Source organism: Pseudomonas sp. LBUM1640, assembly GCF_059716225.1.
The window spans coordinates 5,214,557-5,235,287 of the sequence record NZ_CP166816.1 but is presented as its reverse complement, the minus strand read 5'-3'; the positions used below and the strand labels follow the sequence as shown (position 1 = coordinate 5,235,287).

Here is a 20,731-nt window from a genome sequence, read left to right as displayed (position 1 = left end):
GAGCGGGCTTGCCTGCGAAGGCGGTGCGTCAGTCGATGTATTCATTGACTGACACGCCACCTTCGCGAGCAAGCCCGCTGCCACATTTGGTTTTGCAGTGTTCTAAAGGCCTTACCAATCAGGCGCTGAAACCACCATCAATGGTCAAGCTGGCCCCAGTGATATACCCAGCCTCAGGCCCCGCCAAATACGCCACAAAGCTGGCAATCTCTTCTACGTGCCCATAACGCCCCACCGCCATCAGCCCGATCAACGTCTCGGCAAACTCACCGTTGGCCGGGTTCATATCGGTGTCCACCGGCCCAGGCTGCACATTGTTAATGGTGATGCCACGCGGCCCCAAGTCCCGCGCCAAACCCTTGGTCAGCCCCACCAGTGCCGCCTTGCTCATTGCATAGGGGCCACCACCACCAAACGGCATGCGCTCGGCGTTGGTGCTGCCGATATTGATCACGCGGCCGCCTTCACTCATATGTTTGGCCGCTTCCTGAGTGGCGATAAACACGCTGCGTACATTGATCGCCAGGGTCTGGTCGAAGTCTTCCAGCTTGAAATCTTCCAGTGGTGCGATGGCCAATACACCGGCGTTGTTCACCAGGATATCCAGGCGCCCAAACGCTTCGACGGTGGCGTTGACCGCACTGCGAATCGCCGTGGCATCGGCGCTGTCGGCCTGAATCGCCAGGGCTTTGCCACCTGCGCTGATCACGCTGTTCTGCAATTCTTCGGCTTTTGCCGCAGAGCTGACGTAGGTAAAGGCGACGGCTGCGCCTTGCGCGGCGAGGCGCTTGACGATGGCGGCGCCAATACCGCGGGAACCCCCTTGAATCAAGGCGACTTTGCCAGTGAGGTTGTGTGTGGTCATGTCGATCTCCAAGTAGTTGATGGGGCGAGTATCGACTTCACCCACACAACCCGGTAGACCGTGATTGCTATAGTCTGTGTAAACCAAAAGTTTAGAATGAGCTGATATGGAAAGCTTTGGCAGTATCGAATGTTTTGTGCGCAGCGCCGAGGGCGGCAGCTTTGCCGAAGCCGCAAGGCACCTGAGCTTGACCCCGGCGGCGGTGGGTAAAAGCGTTGCCAAGCTGGAAGCGCGCCTGGGTGTGCGCCTGTTCCAGCGCAGCACCCGACGCCTGACCCTGACCGAGGCCGGCAAACTGTTTCTCGAAGAAGTCAGCGCCAGCCTCACCACCATCCAGAACGCTGTGGCTAACCTTGCCAGCGCCGAAGGGCGGCCGGTGGGTACGCTCAAGGTCAGCATGGGCACGGTGTTCGGCAATCGTTATGTGGTGCCGCTGCTGGCGGAGTTCATGCGGCGCTTTCCGGATATCAGCCCCGACTGGCACTTCGATAATCGTCAGGTCGACCTGATCGGCCAAGGTTTCGATGCCGCCATCGGCGGTGGTTTTGAACTGCCCCAAGGCGTGGTGGCACGTAAGCTGAGCCCCGCGCATCGAGTGCTGGTAGCCTCCCCGGATTACCTGGCGCGCCGCCTGCCGGTGCATGCGCCCGAAGACCTGTCGCGTTGCCTGGGCATCTTGATCCGCTCTCCGCAAACCGGCCGCGTGCGCACCTGGCAACTCACCGGCCCGGAGCGCGAACAACGCCCGTTGGTGCTCAAGCCCCGCATGACCATGAGCGACTCCGAAGCCGCCTGCTGCGCCAGCGCCCAAGGCCTGGGCATCGCGTTGGTGAGCATGCCGATGGCGGTGCCGTTCCTCGACAGCGGCGCGGTGGTGCGGGTGCTACCCGATTGGTACGTCGACGACGGCAACATCTCCCTGTACTACGCCGAACATAAACTGCTGCCCGGCAAAACCCGGGCGTTTGTGGATTTCATCATCGAGCAGTTTGCCGAGCAGCGGTTGGGCCAGCGATTCAGCGCGGTTTAAGCATGGCTGTAGACCGAGGCGCGGCCATCGCAGGCAAGCCAGCTCCCACATGAAAATGCGATCTATTGTGGGAGCCGGGCTTGCCCGCGATGCAGGCGCCTTGGTCTACCTGCCTGGCCAACCAATCACCTTCTTCGGCCGCGGCGTCGCATAGGTCCTGATCTTCGACGTCGACAAACCCAGCCGCACCAGCGATTCAGCAATGGTCACCGCCGCTGTCACCCCATCCACCACCGGCACTCCGGTGCGCTGACGAATCTGCTCATCCAGCCCGGCCATGCCGCCGCAGCCGAGGCAGATCACTTCGGCTTTGTCCTCACGGATAGCCAGTTCCGCCTGGCGCACAATGGCTTCCATGGCGGCCAGCGGGTCTTCTTCCAGTTCCAGCACCGCCATGCTGCTGGCGCGCACCGAGGCGCAGCGTTGGTACAGGCCGGCGAGTTTCAGCCGGTCTTCGATCAACGGCACGGTACGGTCCAGCGTGGTCACCACCGAATAGGCATGGCCCAAAAACATCGCCGTGCTGGCCGCCGCTTCGGTGATGTCCACCACCGGCACATTCAACAACTCCTGCAAGCCTTCACGGCCATGTTCGCCATAACCGGCCTGGATCACCGCATCAAACGGCTGGTCGTAAGCCATCACCCGGTCCATCACTGCGATGGCCGCCAGGTAACTTTCAAAATTGCCCTCCACCGACTCGGCGCCAAAGTACGGGGTGAGCCCGACGATCTCGGTGCCCGGCGCGGCCACGGCCCGCGCTTGCTGGGCGATGGTTTCGGTAATGGATTCGGTGGTGTTGACGTTGACCACGAGGATGCGCATGGAGTGTCCTTGGTTAGTGACTGACGTTATCGACTGCAATGCTTTCGCCGCTGATATCGGCGTAGAACGGCTGACGCTTGGCGATCAACAGGTACAACAGCCCTGCAATACCGGCGCCAAACAGCCAGGAAAACGGGGCGACGCTGGCAAAACCAGGCAGCAGCGCCAACAGAATCGCGATCAGCGCCGCAGGAATAAACGCCGCAATTCTGCAGGAATGCCGCAGATGGAAAAGTGTATGTATATTTTGGATTTATTGTATACAAAGCGCGTTCCACCGTAAGCCACATGCGTGCCAGTTTTCGCTCTATCAAAACAGACGATAATTTCGTTTTTATAGATTGTTCAAATAACTGACTGAATTAAAAGCGATATAAATTGACCGTTTGAACAGGTATTTATTTTTTGACGCAGAGGCGCTCTATTCAAGAGGCGAAAAGCGTACGGGGATGGGTGTTACGTTTTGGTGCTAAGGAATATAGATTGCACACATAAATGGCGCCGATAGTTACATTAGTGTGTACAGGATTTACATCCACCACAAAACAAATGTGGGAGCGGGCTTGCTCGCGAATGCGCCGTGTCAGTCACCGAATACATCAACTGAACCACCGCATTCGCGAGCAAGCCCGCTCCCACATTTTTTTACTGCGCCAGCCCTCAGGCCTTGCTGATGATATTCCCAGCGTGCAAGCCACATTCCTTCTGCGTGGCTTCTTCCCACCACCAGCGGCCTTCACGCTCATGCTGGTTGGGCAATACCGGGCGGGTGCACGGCTCGCAGCCGATGCTGATAAACCCGCGTTCATGCAGGCTGTTGTATGGCAGCTCAAGCATGCGGATATAACCCCAGACTTCCTCGCTGGTCATTTGCGCCAGCGGGTTGAATTTATACAGGGTGCGCTCGGGTGTGGAGAACGCCGTATCGATTTCCAATGCCGCCACCTGGCTACGGGTGCCGGGGCTCTGGTCACGGCGTTGGCCGGTGGCCCAGGCGCTGACGCCGGAGAGTTTGCGACGCAGCGGTTCGATCTTGCGCACGCCGCAGCATTCGCCATGGCCGTCCTTATAGAAACTGAACAGGCCCTTCGCCTTGACGAAGGGCTCCAGCTTGCTCTGGTCCGGCGAGATCAGCTCAATGTCGATCTTGTAGAACTCGCGCACCTGCTCGATAAACCGGTAGGTCTCCGGGTGCAGGCGACCGGTGTCGAGGCTGAACACCTCGACGTTCTTGTTCAGCTTCCAGGCCATGTCTACCAGCACCACGTCCTCGGCGCCGCTGAAGGAAATCCACAGGTCATCCCCGAACTGTTTGAACGCCAGCTTGAGAATGTCCTGGGCGGATTTGTTGGCATAAGTCGCGGCGAGTTCAGCGACGTCGAAGGCTTGGTTCATCAGGACGGTTCCTACAGGTCAGTGGCGCTGAGCGCTCTATAGGGGAGCGATGGTATCAAAATCCGCCCTGCGTTGCGGCGCCGAGCGTGAGTCGCTAGAGTTCGGCAGTCCTTTTGCTCGCTCAACTTAAACAATATCAATAGGGGTGTGTTGTGGAAATTGCCTGTCTCGACCTGGAAGGGGTGTTGGTTCCGGAAATCTGGATCGCCTTCGCCGAAAAAACCGGTATTGAATCCCTGCGGGCCACCACTCGCGACATTCCCGATTACGACGTGCTGATGAAGCAGCGTCTGCGCATCCTCGACGAGCACGGGCTCAAGCTTTCCGACATCCAGGAAGTGATCGCCACCCTCAAGCCGCTGGACGGCGCCATTGAGTTCGTCAACTGGTTGCGCGAGCGTTTCCAGGTGGTGATCCTGTCAGACACCTTCTACGAGTTTTCCCAACCGCTGATGCGCCAGCTGGGCTTTCCGACCCTGCTGTGCCACCGCCTGATTACCGATGAAAACGACCGGGTGGTGAGCTATCAACTGCGCCAAAAAGACCCCAAGCGCCAGTCGGTGCTGGCGTTCAAGACCCTCTACTACCGCGTGATCGCCGCCGGCGACTCCTACAACGACACCACCATGCTGGGCGAAGCTGACCGTGGGATTTTGTTTCACGCGCCGCAGAATGTGATCCGCGAGTTCCCGCAGTTCCCGGCGGTGCATACGTTCGAGGATTTGAAGAAAGAGTTCATTAAGGCGTCGAATCGGTCGTTGAGCCTGTAACTTCCAGCTGATGCTGATGGCCCCTTCGCGAGCAAGCCCGCTCCCACATTCAACCGCTTTCATCTGTGGGAACGCGATCAAATGTGGGAGCGGGCTTGCTCGCGAAGAGGCCCTTATGAACGCTAAAAATCCTAAGCGCCAGCCAGCAACCGCTCGTAAGGAATACTCAAGCCCTCATGCAGGCGCTTGATCATCGCCAAGCTCAGCTTCCGCTTGTGATTCAGCACTTCAGAAACCCGCCCGCTCGTACCTATAAACGGCTCAAGGTCACGGGCGGTCATGCCTAACTGCTCCATGCGAAATTTAATTGCTTCCACCGGGTCCGAAGGCGGCATTGGATAATGCTCCGCTTCGTACTTCTCAATGAGGACGGCGAGGATTTCCAGCTCGTCACCCTCAGGCGAGCCGATGTCAGCGCCCCATAGCTGCTCGACGCGTGTGAGCGCCGCAGCCAGGTCTTCCTGGGTATGAATAGGTTTGATGTTCATCACACGGTCTCCGCGTTGATCTGGTCGTATTGCGCGTGGGTTCCCACGAAACGTATGAACCCCAGTTGTCGCTGGTAATCGATCGCCATGATTACTCGATACTTGTTGCCGCCGACGTTGAAAACAACCCTGCCGCCTTTGAGAATGCTCGCTGTTCGCAGCGCTGCTTTGAGTGCCTGCGGCGTTGCATAAGTGGTCTTCTCCATATGGCGATACAGCTCGACCAGCGGCGTTTTAGCGTCGATATAAGCGCGATGGCTTTCCCAGAATATTCGTAAGGTGGAGAGAGCAATGATCCGCATCACTGATGTCTCCCAATTTGGGAGATAATAGGTGTGGGTTGATGGATATGCAATCGCGGAAATAATTTCTGACGAGTTGGCAGTCGTTTCATGTGATCCTTCACAGACGGCGTTGGGTGGTCAGCCGGACGCTATCGCCGAGCCGGTGCTGCGTCCACAGCCGTTCTGATTCAGGCTTTTTCGGCCGAGGGGTTCAACGTCCGAGAGTCAGGAAGCGCGAGGCGCTACAGGCTTTCCAATGTTTGTAACAACACCCGCACTTTGGTCAGCGACTCTTGATACTCCGCCTCCCACTGCGAATCCGCCACGATCCCGCCGCCGCCCCAGCAGCACACCTGCCCATCCTTGACCAGCAGGCTGCGAATCGCGATGGAACTGTCCATCTCGCCGCGCACATCCAAATACATCAGCGAGCCGCAGTACAACCCACGTCGGGTCGGCTCCAGCTCGTCGATAATTTGCATCGCACGAATCTTCGGCGCTCCCGTGATGGAACCGCCGGGGAAGCTTCCCGCGATCAGGTCGAGGGCGTCTTTGTCGTCAGCCAAGGTGCCGGTGACGCTGCTCACCAAGTGGTGCACGTTGGGGTAGCTTTCCAGGCTGAACAACTCCGGCACTTTCACTGAGCCGGTGCGGCAGGTGCGGCCGAGGTCGTTGCGCAGCAGGTCGACGATCATCAGGTTTTCGGCGCGATCCTTGGGGCTGGCCAGCAGTTCGGCGGCGTTGGCCGCGTCTTCTTTGGGCGTCAAACCGCGTGGGCGGGTGCCTTTGATGGGGCGGGTTTCGACGCGGCGCTCGCTGATGTGTACAAAACGCTCCGGCGACAGGCTCAGCACTGCGCCGTCGTTCGGCAGGCTCTGGAACCCGGAAAACGGGGTGGGGCAAGCCTCACGCAAGGCGCAGTAAGCCGCCCACGGATCGCCGTCGCACGGCGCGCGAAAGCGCTGGGCAAAGTTGACCTGGTAGCAGTCGCCCGCCTGGATATAGTCCTGGATACGCACGATGGCTTGGCGGTAAGCCTCGGCAGTGAGGTCGGGCGCCATAGGGCCTTGGAGCGCGAAGGTCGCCGATGCATCCGAGGCCGGCAGGCTGAACAGGTCGATCAAGCGTTGCCGTTCGTTGTCGGGCAGCGCCGGGTGAAACACCAACTGGCTGGTGTGCGCCTGGTGATCGCTGATCAGCGCCCACGCATACAACCCGAAGCGTGCATCCGGCAGGTGCAGGTCATCCACCGCCAAGTGCGGCATGTGTTCCAAGTGGCGGCCGAAGTCGTAGCTCAGGTAACCGATCAAGCCGCCAGCGAACGGCAACTCATAACCAGCAGGCAAACCCGCCTCACCCAACTGCGTGAGGTTTTCGCGCAAGCGTTGCAGAAAATCACTGCCGCTTTCGTCAGGCCCTACCGTTAGCGTCTCCACCGGCCAGGCGCTGAGCAGGTCATAACGCCCGCGCTCGGCGGCCGGGCGGCCGCTGTCGAGCAGCACCGCGCCGGGCGCATGGCGAATCGCTGTGAAATATTCAGCGGGGTTGGCCCGGTAGGGCAGCGGGTGTACGGAACAGGTCGACATGCGGGGTGGATCAGCTGTTGGCTTGGGGGAGGCGATTGTAGTCCCCCAAAGGGTTTGGTCCTAGAGCTCGGTTTAAATGTGGGAGCGGGCTTGCTCGCGAAGGCGGTGGGTCAGTCAATATCTATGTGTCTGAAAGACCGTATTCGCGAGCAAGCCCGCTCCCACACTGATATCAGCCCTCTACGGCAGGAATATGCCCAAACATCTCCTGCACGAACTTCACCCGCTCTTCCGGCGTTTCCGTTACGCCCGCCGCCTTCAATTCTTCCAGCCGCGCTTCCACCGCATGGGTGCGCAACGTCAGCCCGCAATCATTGGCAATCTGGATGTTCAGCCCCGGCCGCGCGTTCAGCTCGAGGATCAGCGGGCCTTTTTCCTGGTCCAGCACCATGTCCACGCCGATATAACCCAGCCCGCACAGTTCATAGCAACTGGCTGCCAGCTTCATGAAACCGTCCCAGTTGGGCAGTTGCACGCCATCCACTGCGTTCGTGGTGTCGGGGTGTTTGGTGATGATGTTGTTCAGCCAGGTGCCGCGCAACGTCAGCCCGGTGGCCAGGTCGACACCCACGCCAATCGCGCCCTGGTGCAGGTTGGCCTTGCCGCCGGACTGGCGCGTCGGCAAGCGCAGCATGGCCATCACCGGGTAGCCCATCAGCACGATGATGCGGATATCCGGCACGCCTTCGTAGCTGATGCTCTTGAAGATCTGGTCGGGCACCACGCGGTATTCGATCAGCGCGCGGTCGCGGTGGCCGCCCAGCGAATACAGGCCGGTGAGGATGCTGGAGATCTGATGCTCGATTTCTTCATGGCTGATGATCTTGCCGGACACCGTGCGATAGCGCCCCTCAAACCGGTCGGCCACCACCAGGATGCCGTCGCCGCCGGCGCCCTGGGCCGGTTTGATCACGAAGTCGCTGCGCCCACCGATGATCTCGTCGAGCTTGTCGATTTCCTTCTCGGTGGAAATGATCCCGTACATTTCCGGCACGTGAATGCCGGCGGCTATGGCGCGCTCCTTGGTGATGATCTTGTCATCCACAATCGGGTACAGGCTGCGCTTGTTGTACTTGAGCACGTAGTCGGCGTTACGCCGGTTGATGCCCATGATCCCGCGCGCTTCCAGGGCCTTCCAGGTCTTCCAGAAGCCGAACATTACGAGTCAGCCTTGAGGAAGGCCTTGAAACGCACCAGCTCGGTCAGGCGGTAGCCGCGATAACGACCCATCGCCAGCATGAAACCCACCAGGATCAACAGGATCGCCGGGAAGGTGAACACAAAGTAGATCAGCTCCGGCACGCTCATGATGATGTGCGCCAGCGAGGCGGCGAACAGCGTACCAATCGCCACTTTCAGCGCGTGGTTGGCGCCGCGCTCTTCCCAGGTGATCGACAGGCGTTCGATGGTCATGGTCAAGATCACCATCGGGAACAGCGCCACCGACAGCCCACGCTCCAGGCCCAGCTTGTGGCTGAACAGGCTGATGGCCGCGATCAACACCACCACGAAGGTCAGCACCACCGACAGCCTCGGCAGCATCTGCAGCTTCAAGTGCTCCAGGTAGGACCTGAGCGACAGGCCCAGCGCGGTAATAATGGTGAACAGCACAATACCAAAGCCCAGCTGCGTCTCGCGGAACGCCAGGGCGATCAGCACCGGGGTAAAGGTGCCCAGCGTCTGCAGGCCGATCAGGTTGCGCAGGATCAGGATCACCAGTACGCCAATCGGGATCATCACCATGATCATGAAGGTCTGCTGGGTTTGCAGCGGCAAGCCATACAGCGAGTATTCGAGGAAGTTGGCGTCGGTGTTTTCATCGGTCAGCTTGGCCAGGCGAATCGCGTTCATTTCGCTGTTGTTCAGGCTGAAGGTCACCATGGCTTTCTTGCCGCCATCCACCGTGATCAGGTTTTCATCGCCGGTCCACCACAGCAGGCGGTCGGCGGGCAGGCCTTGCTCGCCGTTTTCCGGGTTGAAATACAGCCAGTCATTGCCATTGAAGCTACGCAGCCACAGTTCCGGGGTTTGCGGTTGGTCGGCGACGAGGCGGATGGTGTGGACTTTTTCCACCGGCACATGGGCGATGGACAGCAATAACTCGACGATCTTGGCCTTGTGCGATGTCGACGGGTCGCCCGCCAGCAACAGCTTCACATTGTCGTCGTTGAGGTTGTTGGTGCGCTTGATCGCTTCAGTGATGAAGGTCTCGACATCGGCCGAATGCTGGCGGATCGGTGCCAGCAACGCTTCGGCGGCGATTTTTTCCGGGCCTTCCACGGCAATGCTGTCGCGAAAGGTCGGGCCTTTGACTTTGACCTTTTCACCGCTGTAACGCTTGGTCAGCACCAGGCGGTAATACAGCGTCTGGTTGCCCTTGGCGCGGCGGGCCGACCAGGTGACCTTGCGGTTGCCGTCGGTGCGGTTGACGCTCACGCCGTAATTATTGGAGATGAAGCTCTCGTTGAGGCTGACGAAGTCGCGGCTCAGGGGCGGCACGAACATCGAGATTTTCACCGGGTCCTTGGGGTTGGCAACGAACTCGACCTTGGCGTCGATGTTCCACAGGTCGTCGGTGGCGTCCTCGGTGACGGGAATCCCCAGCACGAAAATCTGGTAGGCGGTGACCGAAATACCCAATACCACCAGGAGGGTGATCAGGATTTTCAGGTGCAGGGTCAGAGAGCGCATTCGGTTTACTCGGCGGTAGGAGCGTCAGCGGCGCAGGCAGGTTTGCCCGCTGCGTATTTAAGACTGGGGTCGACCAGCGCATCAAAGCGTTTCAAGGCTTCGGAGCCGATCAGCAGCGGGTATTGGAATGCGCTGCGGTCAGTCAAGTTCACTTCGATGCTGCGTAAAGCGGTGCCCATGCAGATGTCCAGGGCAATCACTGGGCGGGCGGTGTAGTTCTTGTCCTCATCGGGGTCGTAGTCACCGGCGCGGCGCTTGATTTTGCTGACGCGGGCCAGGGGGCGTTCGATGGGGTGGGAATGGGCGGTGTCGATGGCCAGGTAGAAGCGTACCCAGGATTCACCGTTACGCTTGAAACGCTTGATATCGCGGGCGCTCAACGAGGCGGTCTTGGCGCCAGTGTCGAGTTTGGCCGCTACTTCCAGGTCAATACCCGCAAGTTTCGCGTATTCGTTCAGACCATACACGGTCTTCTCGGCGGCGACGCCAAGGCTCGGTATGCACACTAGGCAAAACACTGGAAGGAAGGGCTTGAGTCTCATAGATCCTGAGGCGGTGCAGTGCGATGTTTAATTCAAGGCGACTGGCATTGCTGCGCAAGCTCCCTCGTGCGCCGTTTCATCAAGTGATGTAAGGCAAATGCGGCGGCCATTCTAACATGATGCTTTTTTGGCGCCAGCGCTGGCAGGCGGCCATGCCCCGATAAAGTGCAGAAGGGGTTGTTAGACGATTGTCGACAATGTGGATTTATTCTTTGACTAATACAGGCTAATTGGCTAGTTTTTGCGGCATTACTTTTAAAGGTGTCGACAATATGCTCGATCAAGCGGAAGTCTCGCTGGCTCTGTCAGACGATTCCCAGACAATGTCGGAGAACGTCTTCCGGCGTATCCAGGCCGCCATCGTCAAGGGCGAGATCGCCCCCGGCAGCAAGATCTCCGAGCCGGAGCTGGCGCGCACCTATGGCATCAGCCGTGGCCCGCTGCGCGAAGCGATCCACCGCCTGGAAGGCCAGCGCTTGCTGGTGCGCGTGCCGCATGTTGGCGCGCGGGTGGTGTCCTTAAGCCACGCCGAGTTGATCGAACTCTACGAAATTCGCGAATCCCTGGAAGGCATGGCCTGCCGCCTGGCCGCCGAGCGTATGACCGACGTGGAAATCGAAGAGCTGCGCCAGGTGTTGCACACCCATGAGCGCGACGAAGCGTTCCAGGCCGGCCTTGGCTACTACCAGCAAGAAGGCGACTTCGATTTTCATTACCGGATAATTCAAGGCGCCGGTAATCGCACCCTCACCCAAATGCTCTGCGGCGAGCTGTACCAATTGGTGCGCATGTACCGCATCCAGTTCTCCACCACCCCTAATCGTCCACGCCAGGCCTTTGCCGAGCATCACCGCATTCTTGACGCGATTGCCGATCGTGACGGTGAACTGGCTGAACTGTTGATGCGCCGGCATATCGGCGCTTCCAAACGCAATATTGCCCGTCACTTCCCGGACGGTGCCCCCCAGACAGCCACTCAGCGAGGTGAGTCATGAGTTCCAACAATAAAACCACTCCCGGCCAGCGTTTCCGTGATGCAGTCGCCAGCGAACAGCCCTTGCAGGTCGTCGGTGCGATCAACGCTAACCACGCACTGCTGGCCAAGCGTGCCGGTTTCAAGGCGATTTATCTGTCGGGTGGCGGTGTAGCCGCGGGTTCCCTCGGCGTGCCGGACCTGGGCATTACCGGCCTGGATGATGTGTTGACCGACGTGCGCCGCATCACCGATGTGTGCGACCTGCCGCTGTTGGTCGACGTGGACACCGGCTTCGGCTCCTCGGCCTTCAACGTCGCGCGCACGGTCAAGTCGATGATCAAGTTCGGCGCGGCGGCCATCCATATCGAAGACCAGGTCGGCGCCAAGCGCTGCGGCCATCGCCCGAACAAAGAAATCGTGTCCCAGCAGGAAATGGTCGACCGCATCAAGGCCGCCGTGGATGCGCGCACCGATGACAGCTTCGTGATCATGGCGCGCACCGACGCCCTGGCGGTCGAAGGTTTGGAGTCCGCCCTGGAACGTGCCGCTGCGTGCATCGAAGCCGGCGCCGATATGGTGTTCCCGGAGGCCATCACTGAGCTTGAGATGTACAAACTCTTCGCCTCCCGCGTGAAAGCGCCGATCCTGGCCAACATCACCGAATTCGGCGCGACGCCGCTGTACACCACCGAACAGTTGAAATCTGCCGATGTTTCCATCGTGCTGTACCCGCTCTCGGCCTTCCGCGCCATGAACAAGGCCGCCGAGAACGTCTACACCGCGATCCGTCGCGACGGCACCCAACAGAACGTGATCGACACCATGCAAACCCGCATGGAGCTTTACGATCGCATCGACTACCACACCTTCGAGCAGAAGCTCGACGCGCTGTTTGCTGCGAAAAAGTAAACCCTTCGGGCTCCCTGAATAACTACAAAATTGGAGAAGAACCATGGCTGAAGCAAAAGTACTCAGTGGCGCCGGCCTGCGTGGCCAGGTGGCCGGGCAGACCGCACTGTCCACCGTGGGCCAGGCCGGTGCCGGCCTGACCTATCGCGGCTACGACGTGCGCGAACTCGCCGCCGATGCGCAGTTTGAAGAAGTCGCCTACCTGCTGTTGTACGGCGAGCTGCCGACCCAGGCCGAGCTGGCCGCCTACAGCAAAAAGCTGAGCACACTGCGCGACCTGCCCCAGGCGCTGAAAGAAGTGCTGGAACGCATCCCCGCCGACGCCCACCCGATGGACGTGATGCGCACCGGTTGCTCGTTCCTGGGCAATATCGAGCCCGAAAAAGATTTCAGCGTGCAGCGCGATGTCACCGACCGCCTGCTCGCCGCCTTCCCGGCGATCATGTGCTACTGGTATCGCTTCAGCCACGACGGCAAAAAGATTGACTGCGTGACCGACGAGCCAAGCATCGGCGGCCATTTCCTGCACCTGTTGCATGGCAAGAAGCCGAGCGCGCTGCACGAGAAAGTGATGAACGTGTCGCTGATCCTTTACGCCGAGCACGAATTCAACGCCTCGACCTTCACTGCCCGTGTGTGTGCCTCGACCCTGTCGGATCTGTATTCCTGCGTCACCGCCGCGATTGGCTCGCTGCGTGGCCCGCTGCACGGCGGCGCCAACGAGGCGGCGATGGAAATGATCGAGCGTTTCGGCTCGGCTGAAGAAGCCGTCGAAGGCACCCTGGGCATGCTGGCGCGCAAAGACAAGATCATGGGCTTCGGCCATGCGATCTACAAAGACAACGACCCGCGTAATGAAGTGATCAAGGGTTGGTCGAAAAAACTCGCCGACGAAGTGGGCGACAAGGTCCTGTTCCCGGTCTCCGAAGCCATCGACAAAACCATGTGGGAGCAGAAGAAGCTGTTCCCCAACGCTGACTTCTACCATGCCTCGGCGTACCACTTCATGGGCATCCCGACCAAGCTGTTCACGCCGATCTTCGTGTGTTCGCGCCTGACCGGCTGGGCAGCACATGTGTTCGAGCAGCGCGCCAACAACCGCATCATCCGTCCAAGCGCCGAGTACATCGGCGTTGAACAGCGCAAGTTCGTGCCAATCGAACGTCGCTGAGTGAAGAGACCGGCTATCCCGAAGTGGTAACCGAATCAAAAATGTGGGAGCGGGCTTGCTCGCGAATGCGGTGTGTCATTCAACACATAGGGCGACTGTTACACCGCCTTCGCGAGCAAGCCCGCTCCCACATTTTGACCTCATCCCAATTCTGGATCTGCTTCGGTTCTTCTTTTGTAACTACCGTGACCGAGTCCTGACGATGAACACTGAATTTCGCAAATCGCTCCCCGGCAGCCGCCTGGATTTCTTCGACGCCCGCGCGGCTGTCGATGCAATCACCCCCGGCGCCTACGCTACCTTGCCCTACACCTCGCGCGTGCTCGCCGAAAACCTCGTACGCCGTTGCGACCCGGCCACTCTGAACGCGTCGCTGAGCCAACTGATCGAACGCCAGCGCGACCTCGACTTCCCATGGTTCCCGGCGCGCGTGGTGTGCCACGACATCCTCGGCCAGACCGCGCTGGTCGACCTCGCCGGCCTGCGCGACGCTATTGCCCTGCAAGGCGGTGACCCGGCCCAGGTCAACCCGGTGGTGCCGACCCAGCTGATTGTCGACCACTCCCTGGCCGTCGAAGCCGGTGGTTTTGACCCGGACGCGTTCGAGAAAAACCGCGCCATCGAAGACCGTCGCAACGAAGACCGTTTTCACTTTATCGAGTGGACCAAAAAGGCCTTCAAAAACGTCGACGTGATCCCGCCAGGCAACGGCATCATGCACCAGATCAACCTGGAGAAAATGTCTCCGGTTATTCAGGTGCGCGACGGCGTGGCCTTCCCGGATACCTGCGTCGGCACCGACAGCCACACCCCGCACGTGGATGCCCTGGGCGTGATCGCCATCGGCGTCGGCGGCCTCGAAGCGGAGAGCGTGATGCTCGGCCGCGCCTCGTGGATGCGCCTGCCGGAAATTATCGGCGTGGAGCTCACCGGCAAACTGCTGCCTGGCATCACCGCCACCGACATGGTGCTGGCGCTGACCGAGTTCCTGCGTAAACAAAAAGTAGTCGGCGCGTGGCTGGAATTCTTCGGCGAAGGCGCCTCCAGGCTGACCCTTGGCGACCGCGCGACCATCTCCAACATGGCCCCGGAATACGGCGCCACGGCGGCGATGTTCTACATCGACCAGCAGACCATCGCCTACCTCAAACTCACTGGCCGCGAAGACGAACAAGTCACCTTGGTCGAGCAATACGCGCGCCACACCGGCCTGTGGGCTGATGATTTGAAAGGCGCGCAGTACGAGCGTGGCCTGACCTTCGACCTGTCCAGCGTGGTGCGCAACATGGCGGGCCCGAGCAACCCGCACGCCCGGGTGGCCACCAGCGACCTGGCCTCCAAAGGTATCTCTGGCCACTGGGACGAAGTGCCGGGGCAAATGCCTGACGGCGCGGTGATCATCGCCGCCATCACCAGCTGCACCAACACCAGTAACCCCCGCAACGTGATCGCTGCCGGACTGCTGGCGCGTAACGCCAATAAGCTTGGGCTGACCCGCAAGCCGTGGGTCAAATCCTCGTTGGCGCCGGGTTCGAAAACCGTGGCGATGTACCTTGACGAAGCGGGCTTGACCCACGAGTTGGAGCGGCTGGGTTTTGGTGTCGTGGCGTTCGCGTGCACCACCTGCAACGGCATGTCGGGCGCGCTCGACCCGGTGATCCAACAGGAAATCATCGACCGCGACCTGTACGCCACCGCCGTGCTGTCGGGCAACCGCAACTTCGACGGGCGCATTCACCCCTACGCCAAACAAGCGTTCCTGGCCTCGCCGCCGTTGGTGGTGGCCTACGCGATTGCCGGCACCATCCGTTTCGACATCGAAAAAGACGTGCTGGGCCTGGACGCCAACGGCAAGGAAATCCGCCTGCAAGACATCTGGCCGAGCGACGAAGAAATCGACGCGGTGGTCAAGGCCTCGGTCAAGCCGGAGCAGTTCCGCGCGGTGTATATCCCGATGTTCGCGATTCACGAAGACACCGGCCCTAAAGTCGCGCCGCTGTACGACTGGCGCCCGCAAAGTACCTACATCCGTCGCCCGCCGTATTGGGAAGGCGCACTCGCCGGTGCGCGGCCGCTCAAGGGCATGCGCCCGCTGGCGGTGTTGCCGGATAACATCACCACCGACCACCTGTCGCCGTCCAACGCGATCATGCTCGATAGCGCCGCCGGCGAATACCTGGCGAAAATGGGCTTGCCGGAAGTCGACTTCAACTCTTATGCGACTCACCGTGGCGACCACTTGACCGCGCAACGTGCGACGTTCGCCAACCCGAAACTGTTCAACGAAATGGTCCAGGAAAACGGCAAGGTCAAGCAGGGTTCCCTGGCGCGTATCGAGCCGGAAGGCCAGGTCACGCGGATGTGGGAAGCCATCGAAACCTACATGGAACGCAAGCAGCCACTGATCATTATTGCCGGCGCCGACTACGGCCAAGGCTCGTCCCGTGACTGGGCGGCCAAGGGCGTGCGCCTGGCCGGTGTGGAGGCGATTGCCGCCGAAGGCTTTGAGCGTATCCACCGCACCAACCTGGTGGGCATGGGCGTGTTGCCGCTGGAGTTCCTGCCGGGCACCGACCGCCACACACTGAACATCGATGGCAGCGAAACCTATGACGTGGTCGGCCAACGCACTCCGCGTGCGCAGCTGACCCTGGTGATCAACCGCAAGAATGGCGAACGTGTCGAAGTGCCGGTGACCTGCCGCCTGGACACCGCCGAAGAAGTGTCGATCTACGAGGCGGGCGGCGTGTTGCAACGTTTTGCCCAGGACTTCCTGGAATCGGCGGCGACCGCCTGAGAGGTTAACCATGGCACACGCAGCGCAAATCAAGATCCCCGCCACCTACATGCGTGGCGGCACCAGCAAGGGCGTGTTTTTCAGCCTCAAGGACTTGCCCGAATCGGCGCAGGTGCCGGGGGCCGCGCGCGATGCCTTGCTGTTGCGGGTGATCGGCAGCCCCGATCCCTACGACAAGCAAATCGACGGCATGGGCGGCGCCACCTCGAGCACCAGCAAAAGCGTGATCCTGGCCAAGAGCACCCGCGCCGATCACGACGTGGACTACTTGTTTGGCCAAGTGTCCATCGACAAGCCTTTTGTCGACTGGAGTGGCAACTGCGGCAACCTGTCGGCGGCGGTGGGTTCGTTCGCCATCAGCGCCGGGTTGGTTGACCCGGCACGCGTGCCCCGCATTGGCGTAGCCGTGGTGCGCGTGTGGCAGGCCAATATCGGCAAGACCATCATCGCCCATGTGCCGATTACCGATGGCGCGGTGCAGGAAACCGGCGACTTTGAACTCGACGGCGTGACCTTTCCGGCCGCCGAAGTGCAGCTTGAATTCATGGACCCGGCAGCGGAAGAAGAGGGCGGCGGTGGCTCGATGTTCCCCACCGGCAACCTGGTCGACGACTTGGAAGTGCCCGGTGTCGGCACCTTCAAGGCAACGCTGATCAACGCGGGCATTCCGACGATTTTCATCAACGCCGAAGACCTCGGCTACACCGGCACCGAGCTGCAAGGTGCAATCAACAGCGACCCGAAAGCCCTGGCAATGTTTGAAACGGTGCGCGCCTACGGCGCCTTGCGCATGGGCTTGATCAAGCATCTGGACGAAGCTGCCCAGCGCCAGCACACGCCGAAGGTCGCGTTTGTGGCCAAGCCTGCGGATTACGTGGCGTCCAGCGGCAAGGCGATCAAGGCCGCTGATGTGGATTTGCTGGTGCGCGCGCTGTCCATGGGCAAGTTGCACCACGCAATGATGGGCACCGCGGCGGTGGCGATTGGCACGGCGGCGGCGATTTCCGGCACCTTGGTGAACCTGGCGGCCGGTGGTGTGGAGCGTAATGCGGTGCGCTTCGGGCACCCGTCCGGCACCTTGCGTGTCGGTGCCGAGGCCACCCAAGTGAACGGCGAATGGGTGGTGAAAAAAGCCATCATGAGCCGCAGCGCGCGGGTGCTGATGGAAGGCTTCGTACGCGTGCCGGGCGACGCTTTCTAAAGCCCACCACTGTCCCTTGTGGGAGTGGGCTTGTGTGGGAGCGGGCTTGCTCGCGAAAGCGGTGTGTCAGCTGCACATTAGATGACTGGTCCACCGCATTCGCGAGCAAGCCCGCTCCCACAGGGTTCAATGTTATCCGCACTACCAAGGCAGGCAATCAGACCTGCCAAACCACGATCAACCCTGACCCTGAGGATGGAACAACCCCTAACTTTTGGAGAACTGCCATGAGCGCCAACGTCGACCAGAACAACCGCCCCGACTACGACCAGGTCCTGCAGGACATCGCCGATTACGTCCTCAATTACCTGGTCGACTCCCCGACCGCATTGGACACCGCCCGCAACTGCCTGATGGACACCCTCGGCTGTGGGCTTTTGGCCTTGCGTTTCCCAGAGTGCACCAAGCACCTGGGGCCCATTGTGGAGGGCACCGTCGTCCCGTTCGGCGCGCGAGTGCCTGGCACCTCGTTGCGCCTGGACCCGGTCAAAGCCGCCTGGGACATTGGCTGCATCGTGCGTTGGCTCGACTACAACGACACTTGGCTCGCCGCCGAATGGGGCCACCCTTCGGATAACCTCGGCGGCATTCTCGCCGTGGCCGATCATCTTTCGCAAAAACGCGTGGCCAATGGCGACGCACCGCTGACCGTGCGCGCGGTGCTGGAAGCGATGATCATGGCCCACGAAATCCAAGGTGTGATTGCCCTGGAAAACTCCTTCAACCGCGTCGGTCTTGACCATGTGCTGCTGGTGAAAGTCGCCTCCACGGCGGTGACCGCCAAGCTGATGGGCGCCAACCGCGAGCAGGTACTGGCGGCCTTGTCCCACGCGTTTGTCGACGGCCAGGCCCTGCGCACGTACCGCCATGCGCCGAACGCCGGCTCGCGCAAATCCTGGGCGGCGGGCGATGCGTCAAGCCGGGGCGTGCGCCTGGCGGATATCGCCCTGCGCGGCGAGATGGGCATTCCGGGCGTGTTGAGCGCGCCGCAATGGGGTTTCTATGACGTGTTGTTCAGCCACACCAACAAGGACTTGGCGCTCAAGCCTGAGGACAAGCGCGCGTTTAGCCTGTCCCAGCCCTACGGCACCTACGTGATGGAAAACGTGCTGTTCAAGATCAGTTTTCCCGCTGAGTTCCACGCGCAAACCGCTTGCGAAGCGGCGGTGACGTTGTATCCGCAAGTCAAAGATCGCCTGCATGAGATCGAGCGGATCGTGATCACCACCCACGAGTCGGCGATCCGCATCATTTCCAAGGTTGGCCCACTGGCCAACGCCGCGGATCGCGACCACTGTCTGCAATACATGACCGCCGTGCCGCTGGCCTTCGGCAACCTGGTGGCGGAGCAGTACGAAGATGAATTCCACGCCGCGCACCCGATCATCGATGAGCTGCGCGACAAGATGGTCATCGTCGAAGACCCGCGCTACAGCCGTGAATACCTGGAGGCCGACAAGCGTTCCATCGCCAACGCGGTGCAGGTGTTTTTCAAGGATGGTTCCAGCACCGAGCAGGTGGCGGTGGAGTACCCGATTGGGCATCGTCGGCGTCGGGTGGACGGCATTCCGTTGCTGGAGGACAAGTTCAAGGCCAACCTGGCCACGCGGTTTACTGCGCAGCGCAGTGGGGAGATTTTTGCGCTGTGCAAGGATCAGGCGCGGCTTGAGGCCACGCCGGTTAACCGATTTGTGGACTTATTTGTAATCTGACAAACACCACCGCGCCAATGTGGGAGCGGGCTTGCTCGCGAAAGCGGAGTGCCAGGCAATTCATCTGTCACTGACCCACCGCATTCGCGAGCAAGCCCGCTCCCACAATTTGACCGAGTTCAAGTGCAAGACCGCGGTGATCTGCTTTTCTGTGGGAGCCTACATACTGCCTTCCACATCATCCAGGCTGAACGTCTCGGTATGGTCGTCATACGAGAAAATCTCCGCATAGCGCCCCCACGCCACCACGCTTTCCAGGGTTTTCTGCACAAAGGCTTCGGTCATCGAGTCTTCCAGCTCCTGCTCGAAACGCACCCGTGGAGCCCGGTGCCGGCTGCGTTCCAGCAGCACATGATGAATGCGCGCGGCCAACGGCACGTGGCGGATCAAGTGCTCGGCAAACAGCGTTTTGCGTTCCTGGGTGCCATAGTCGGCAAACAGCTTACCGGCGTCGGTGAGGGTGATGTCGGCGCCCTTGAGTTCGGCGAAACCCAAATGCTCAAGCATTTCCGCCACCGGGAACAGGTCGTCCACTTCCAATAGGCGCCGTTCGGCCACGGTCGGTAATCCGGCGTGCCCGTTGTAAGGCTCGGCGGCCAGGGTTTCGATCAGGCCGGCCATCAGGTTGGTGGACACTTCCGGCAACAGGCTGCCCATTTTCAGCTCAGGTATGCCTTTGGCATCGGCGCTGCGCCGGTCGGTCATCAGCGCGTAGATGTCGTCGACCATTTGCCGGAAGGTCGGGTCCAGGCGGTTGCGCGGGTGTGCGAACGGTACTTTGATTTCGGCGACCACGCGGCCGGGGTTGGACGACAACACCAGGATGCGGTCGCACATCAATACCGCTTCTTCGATGTTGTGGGTCACGATCAGGATCGACTTGATCGGCAGCTGTTTGCCGCTCCATAAATCCAGCAAGTCGGTACGCAGGGTTTCGGCGGTGAGCACGTCCAGGGCCGAGAAGGGTTCGTCCATCAGCAGCAAGGTCGGGTTGACCACCAGGCCGCGGGCAAACCCCACGCGCTGGCGCATGCCGCCGGACAATTCGCGCGGGTAGGCGTTTTCAAACCCGTCCAGGCCGATCAGGTCGATGGCAGCCAGGGCACGGCGGCGGCTTTCCTTGCGTTCGACTTGCAAGGCCTGCAGGCCGGCTTCCACGTTTTCCAGCACGGTCAGCCAGGGGAACAGCGCAAAAGTCTGGAACACCATGGCCACACCTTCTGCCGGGCCGTTGAGTGGCGCGCCGTTGTAGTGCACTTCGCCCGACGACGGCTGGATCAGCCCGGCGATGATGCGCAGCAGCGTGGACTTACCCGAGCCGGAGCGGCCAAGCATGCCGACGATCTCGCCTTCATGCAGGCTCAAGTCCACGCCGCTGAGCACTTGCAGCTCGTCTTTGCCTTTGCCGAAGACTCGGTTGACGTTTGTCAGCGAGTAGATTTGCGGGGTATCAGCAGTGTGTTCGGTATTGGTATTCATCACAGCGAAT

General features: G+C 60.5%; 18 protein-coding genes and 1 pseudogene. 8 read left to right on the top strand and 11 right to left on the bottom strand.

From position 1 onward, the window contains the following. Positions 1–118 precede the first annotated feature (118 nt). Entirely contained in the window at positions 119–865 is a 747-nt protein-coding gene (locus ACA065_RS23005; protein WP_497691651.1) for a 3-oxoacyl-ACP reductase family protein, read from the bottom strand. 106 nt (positions 866–971) lie between these two features. Here ACA065_RS23005 and ACA065_RS23000 point away from each other — a divergent pair, with 106 nt between their 5' ends. Then, entirely contained in the window at positions 972–1,895 is a 924-nt protein-coding gene (locus tag ACA065_RS23000) for a LysR family transcriptional regulator (RefSeq protein WP_497691650.1), read from the top strand. A gap of 105 nt (positions 1,896–2,000) precedes the next feature. Here ACA065_RS23000 and ACA065_RS22995 read toward each other — a convergent pair whose 3' ends face one another. From ACA065_RS22995 to ACA065_RS22985, 3 genes and pseudogenes are all read right to left on the bottom strand, one after another. Then, on the bottom strand, positions 2,001–2,720 hold the full coding sequence (locus ACA065_RS22995; protein ID WP_497691649.1) for an aspartate/glutamate racemase family protein: 720 nt from the start codon (positions 2,718–2,720) through the stop codon (positions 2,001–2,003). Between the two features lie 13 nt (positions 2,721–2,733). Beyond that, positions 2,734–2,928: pseudogene (locus tag ACA065_RS22990) on the bottom strand (NCS1 family nucleobase:cation symporter-1); the annotation flags it as partial. Between the two features lie 452 nt (positions 2,929–3,380). After that, the gene (locus ACA065_RS22985) at positions 3,381–4,115 is read right to left on the bottom strand and encodes a phosphoadenylyl-sulfate reductase (RefSeq protein WP_497691648.1); all 735 of its coding nucleotides are present in this window, start codon (positions 4,113–4,115) and stop codon (positions 3,381–3,383) included. Between the two features lie 152 nt (positions 4,116–4,267). Here ACA065_RS22985 and thrH point away from each other — a divergent pair, with 152 nt between their 5' ends. Continuing rightward, complete coding sequence (thrH, locus tag ACA065_RS22980) at positions 4,268–4,885, top strand: bifunctional phosphoserine phosphatase/homoserine phosphotransferase ThrH (RefSeq protein WP_497691647.1); 618 nt, start codon at positions 4,268–4,270, stop codon at positions 4,883–4,885. A 131-nt stretch (positions 4,886–5,016) separates the two neighbouring features. Here thrH and ACA065_RS22975 read toward each other — a convergent pair whose 3' ends face one another. The 6 genes from ACA065_RS22975 to rloA form a co-directional block, all read right to left on the bottom strand. Then, positions 5,017–5,373, bottom strand: coding sequence for a helix-turn-helix domain-containing protein (locus ACA065_RS22975; RefSeq protein WP_497691646.1), 357 nt, complete (start codon positions 5,371–5,373; stop codon positions 5,017–5,019). Beyond that, positions 5,373–5,675 carry a type II toxin-antitoxin system HigB family toxin gene (locus tag ACA065_RS22970; protein WP_497695407.1) on the bottom strand — a complete coding sequence of 101 codons (303 nt, stop codon included), beginning with the start codon at positions 5,673–5,675 and terminating at the stop codon, positions 5,373–5,375. The genes ACA065_RS22975 and ACA065_RS22970 overlap by 1 nt, the downstream gene beginning before the upstream one ends. A 224-nt stretch (positions 5,676–5,899) precedes the next feature. Next, a complete protein-coding gene (gene pabB, locus ACA065_RS22965) occupies positions 5,900–7,243 on the bottom strand; it encodes an aminodeoxychorismate synthase component I (protein ID WP_497691645.1) in 1,344 nt (447 codons plus the stop codon). Between the two features lie 172 nt (positions 7,244–7,415). Then, a complete protein-coding gene (locus ACA065_RS22960) occupies positions 7,416–8,402 on the bottom strand; it encodes an alpha-L-glutamate ligase-like protein (RefSeq protein WP_497691644.1) in 987 nt (328 codons plus the stop codon). Continuing rightward, the gene (gene rloB, locus ACA065_RS22955; RefSeq protein WP_497691643.1) at positions 8,402–9,934 is read right to left on the bottom strand and encodes an osmotic stress tolerance membrane protein RloB; all 1,533 of its coding nucleotides are present in this window, start codon (positions 9,932–9,934) and stop codon (positions 8,402–8,404) included. Before rloB ends, ACA065_RS22960 begins: the two co-directional genes overlap by 1 nt. A gap of 5 nt (positions 9,935–9,939) precedes the next feature. Next, positions 9,940–10,476: a retropepsin-like aspartic peptidase RloA gene (rloA, locus tag ACA065_RS22950; RefSeq protein WP_497691642.1), complete on the bottom strand. Its 537-nt coding sequence runs from the start codon at positions 10,474–10,476 to the stop codon at positions 9,940–9,942. Between the two features lie 272 nt (positions 10,477–10,748). Here rloA and ACA065_RS22945 point away from each other — a divergent pair, with 272 nt between their 5' ends. The 6 genes from ACA065_RS22945 to prpD all read left to right on the top strand — a co-directional run bounded on the left by ACA065_RS22945 (position 10,749) and on the right by prpD (position 19,242). Further along, positions 10,749–11,471, top strand: coding sequence for a GntR family transcriptional regulator (locus tag ACA065_RS22945; protein ID WP_497691641.1), 723 nt, complete (start codon positions 10,749–10,751; stop codon positions 11,469–11,471). Continuing rightward, on the top strand, positions 11,468–12,361 hold the full coding sequence (prpB, locus tag ACA065_RS22940; protein WP_016979248.1) for a methylisocitrate lyase: 894 nt from the start codon (positions 11,468–11,470) through the stop codon (positions 12,359–12,361). Before ACA065_RS22945 ends, prpB begins: the two co-directional genes overlap by 4 nt. Before the next feature lie 43 nt (positions 12,362–12,404). Beyond that, complete coding sequence (gene prpC, locus ACA065_RS22935) at positions 12,405–13,532, top strand: bifunctional 2-methylcitrate synthase/citrate synthase (protein ID WP_497691640.1); 1,128 nt, start codon at positions 12,405–12,407, stop codon at positions 13,530–13,532. Between the two features lie 202 nt (positions 13,533–13,734). After that, a complete protein-coding gene (gene acnD, locus ACA065_RS22930; protein WP_497691639.1) occupies positions 13,735–16,329 on the top strand; it encodes a Fe/S-dependent 2-methylisocitrate dehydratase AcnD in 2,595 nt (864 codons plus the stop codon). A gap of 10 nt (positions 16,330–16,339) precedes the next feature. Further along, positions 16,340–17,530 (top strand): 2-methylaconitate cis-trans isomerase PrpF, encoded by a 1,191-nt coding sequence (gene prpF, locus ACA065_RS22925; RefSeq protein ID WP_497691638.1) that lies wholly within the window; start codon positions 16,340–16,342, stop codon positions 17,528–17,530. A 227-nt stretch (positions 17,531–17,757) separates the two neighbouring features. Beyond that, complete coding sequence (prpD, locus tag ACA065_RS22920) at positions 17,758–19,242, top strand: 2-methylcitrate dehydratase (RefSeq protein WP_497691637.1); 1,485 nt, start codon at positions 17,758–17,760, stop codon at positions 19,240–19,242. Between the two features lie 159 nt (positions 19,243–19,401). Here the strand turns inward: prpD and ACA065_RS22915 are convergent, their stop codons facing one another. Continuing rightward, positions 19,402–20,721: an ABC transporter ATP-binding protein gene (locus ACA065_RS22915; RefSeq protein ID WP_497691636.1), complete on the bottom strand. Its 1,320-nt coding sequence runs from the start codon at positions 20,719–20,721 to the stop codon at positions 19,402–19,404. Positions 20,722–20,731 lie beyond the last annotated feature (10 nt).

Excerpts from the sequence above, each read along its gene's own strand:
- acnD (WP_497691639.1), top strand. The coding sequence starts at position 13,735 with ATGAACACTGAATTTCGCAAATCGCTCCCCGGCAGCCGCCTGGATTTC.
- prpD (WP_497691637.1), top strand. The coding sequence starts at position 17,758 with ATGAGCGCCAACGTCGACCAGAACAACCGCCCCGACTACGACCAGGTC.
- ACA065_RS23005 (WP_497691651.1), bottom strand. The coding sequence starts at position 865 with ATGACCACACACAACCTCACTGGCAAAGTCGCCTTGATTCAAGGGGGT.
- ACA065_RS22970 (WP_497695407.1), bottom strand. The coding sequence starts at position 5,675 with ATGCGGATCATTGCTCTCTCCACCTTACGAATATTCTGGGAAAGCCAT.
- rloB (WP_497691643.1), bottom strand. The coding sequence starts at position 9,934 with ATGCGCTCTCTGACCCTGCACCTGAAAATCCTGATCACCCTCCTGGTG.
- ACA065_RS22960 (WP_497691644.1), bottom strand. The coding sequence starts at position 8,402 with ATGTTCGGCTTCTGGAAGACCTGGAAGGCCCTGGAAGCGCGCGGGATC.
- ACA065_RS22915 (WP_497691636.1), bottom strand. The coding sequence starts at position 20,721 with ATGAATACCAATACCGAACACACTGCTGATACCCCGCAAATCTACTCG.
- rloA (WP_497691642.1), bottom strand. The coding sequence starts at position 10,476 with ATGAGACTCAAGCCCTTCCTTCCAGTGTTTTGCCTAGTGTGCATACCG.
- ACA065_RS22985 (WP_497691648.1), bottom strand. The coding sequence starts at position 4,115 with ATGAACCAAGCCTTCGACGTCGCTGAACTCGCCGCGACTTATGCCAAC.
- ACA065_RS22945 (WP_497691641.1), top strand. The coding sequence starts at position 10,749 with ATGCTCGATCAAGCGGAAGTCTCGCTGGCTCTGTCAGACGATTCCCAG.
- ACA065_RS22995 (WP_497691649.1), bottom strand. The coding sequence starts at position 2,720 with ATGCGCATCCTCGTGGTCAACGTCAACACCACCGAATCCATTACCGAA.
- prpF (WP_497691638.1), top strand. The coding sequence starts at position 16,340 with ATGGCACACGCAGCGCAAATCAAGATCCCCGCCACCTACATGCGTGGC.
- ACA065_RS23000 (WP_497691650.1), top strand. The coding sequence starts at position 972 with ATGGAAAGCTTTGGCAGTATCGAATGTTTTGTGCGCAGCGCCGAGGGC.
- pabB (WP_497691645.1), bottom strand. The coding sequence starts at position 7,243 with ATGTCGACCTGTTCCGTACACCCGCTGCCCTACCGGGCCAACCCCGCT.
- prpC (WP_497691640.1), top strand. The coding sequence starts at position 12,405 with ATGGCTGAAGCAAAAGTACTCAGTGGCGCCGGCCTGCGTGGCCAGGTG.
- prpB (WP_016979248.1), top strand. The coding sequence starts at position 11,468 with ATGAGTTCCAACAATAAAACCACTCCCGGCCAGCGTTTCCGTGATGCA.
- ACA065_RS22975 (WP_497691646.1), bottom strand. The coding sequence starts at position 5,373 with ATGAACATCAAACCTATTCATACCCAGGAAGACCTGGCTGCGGCGCTC.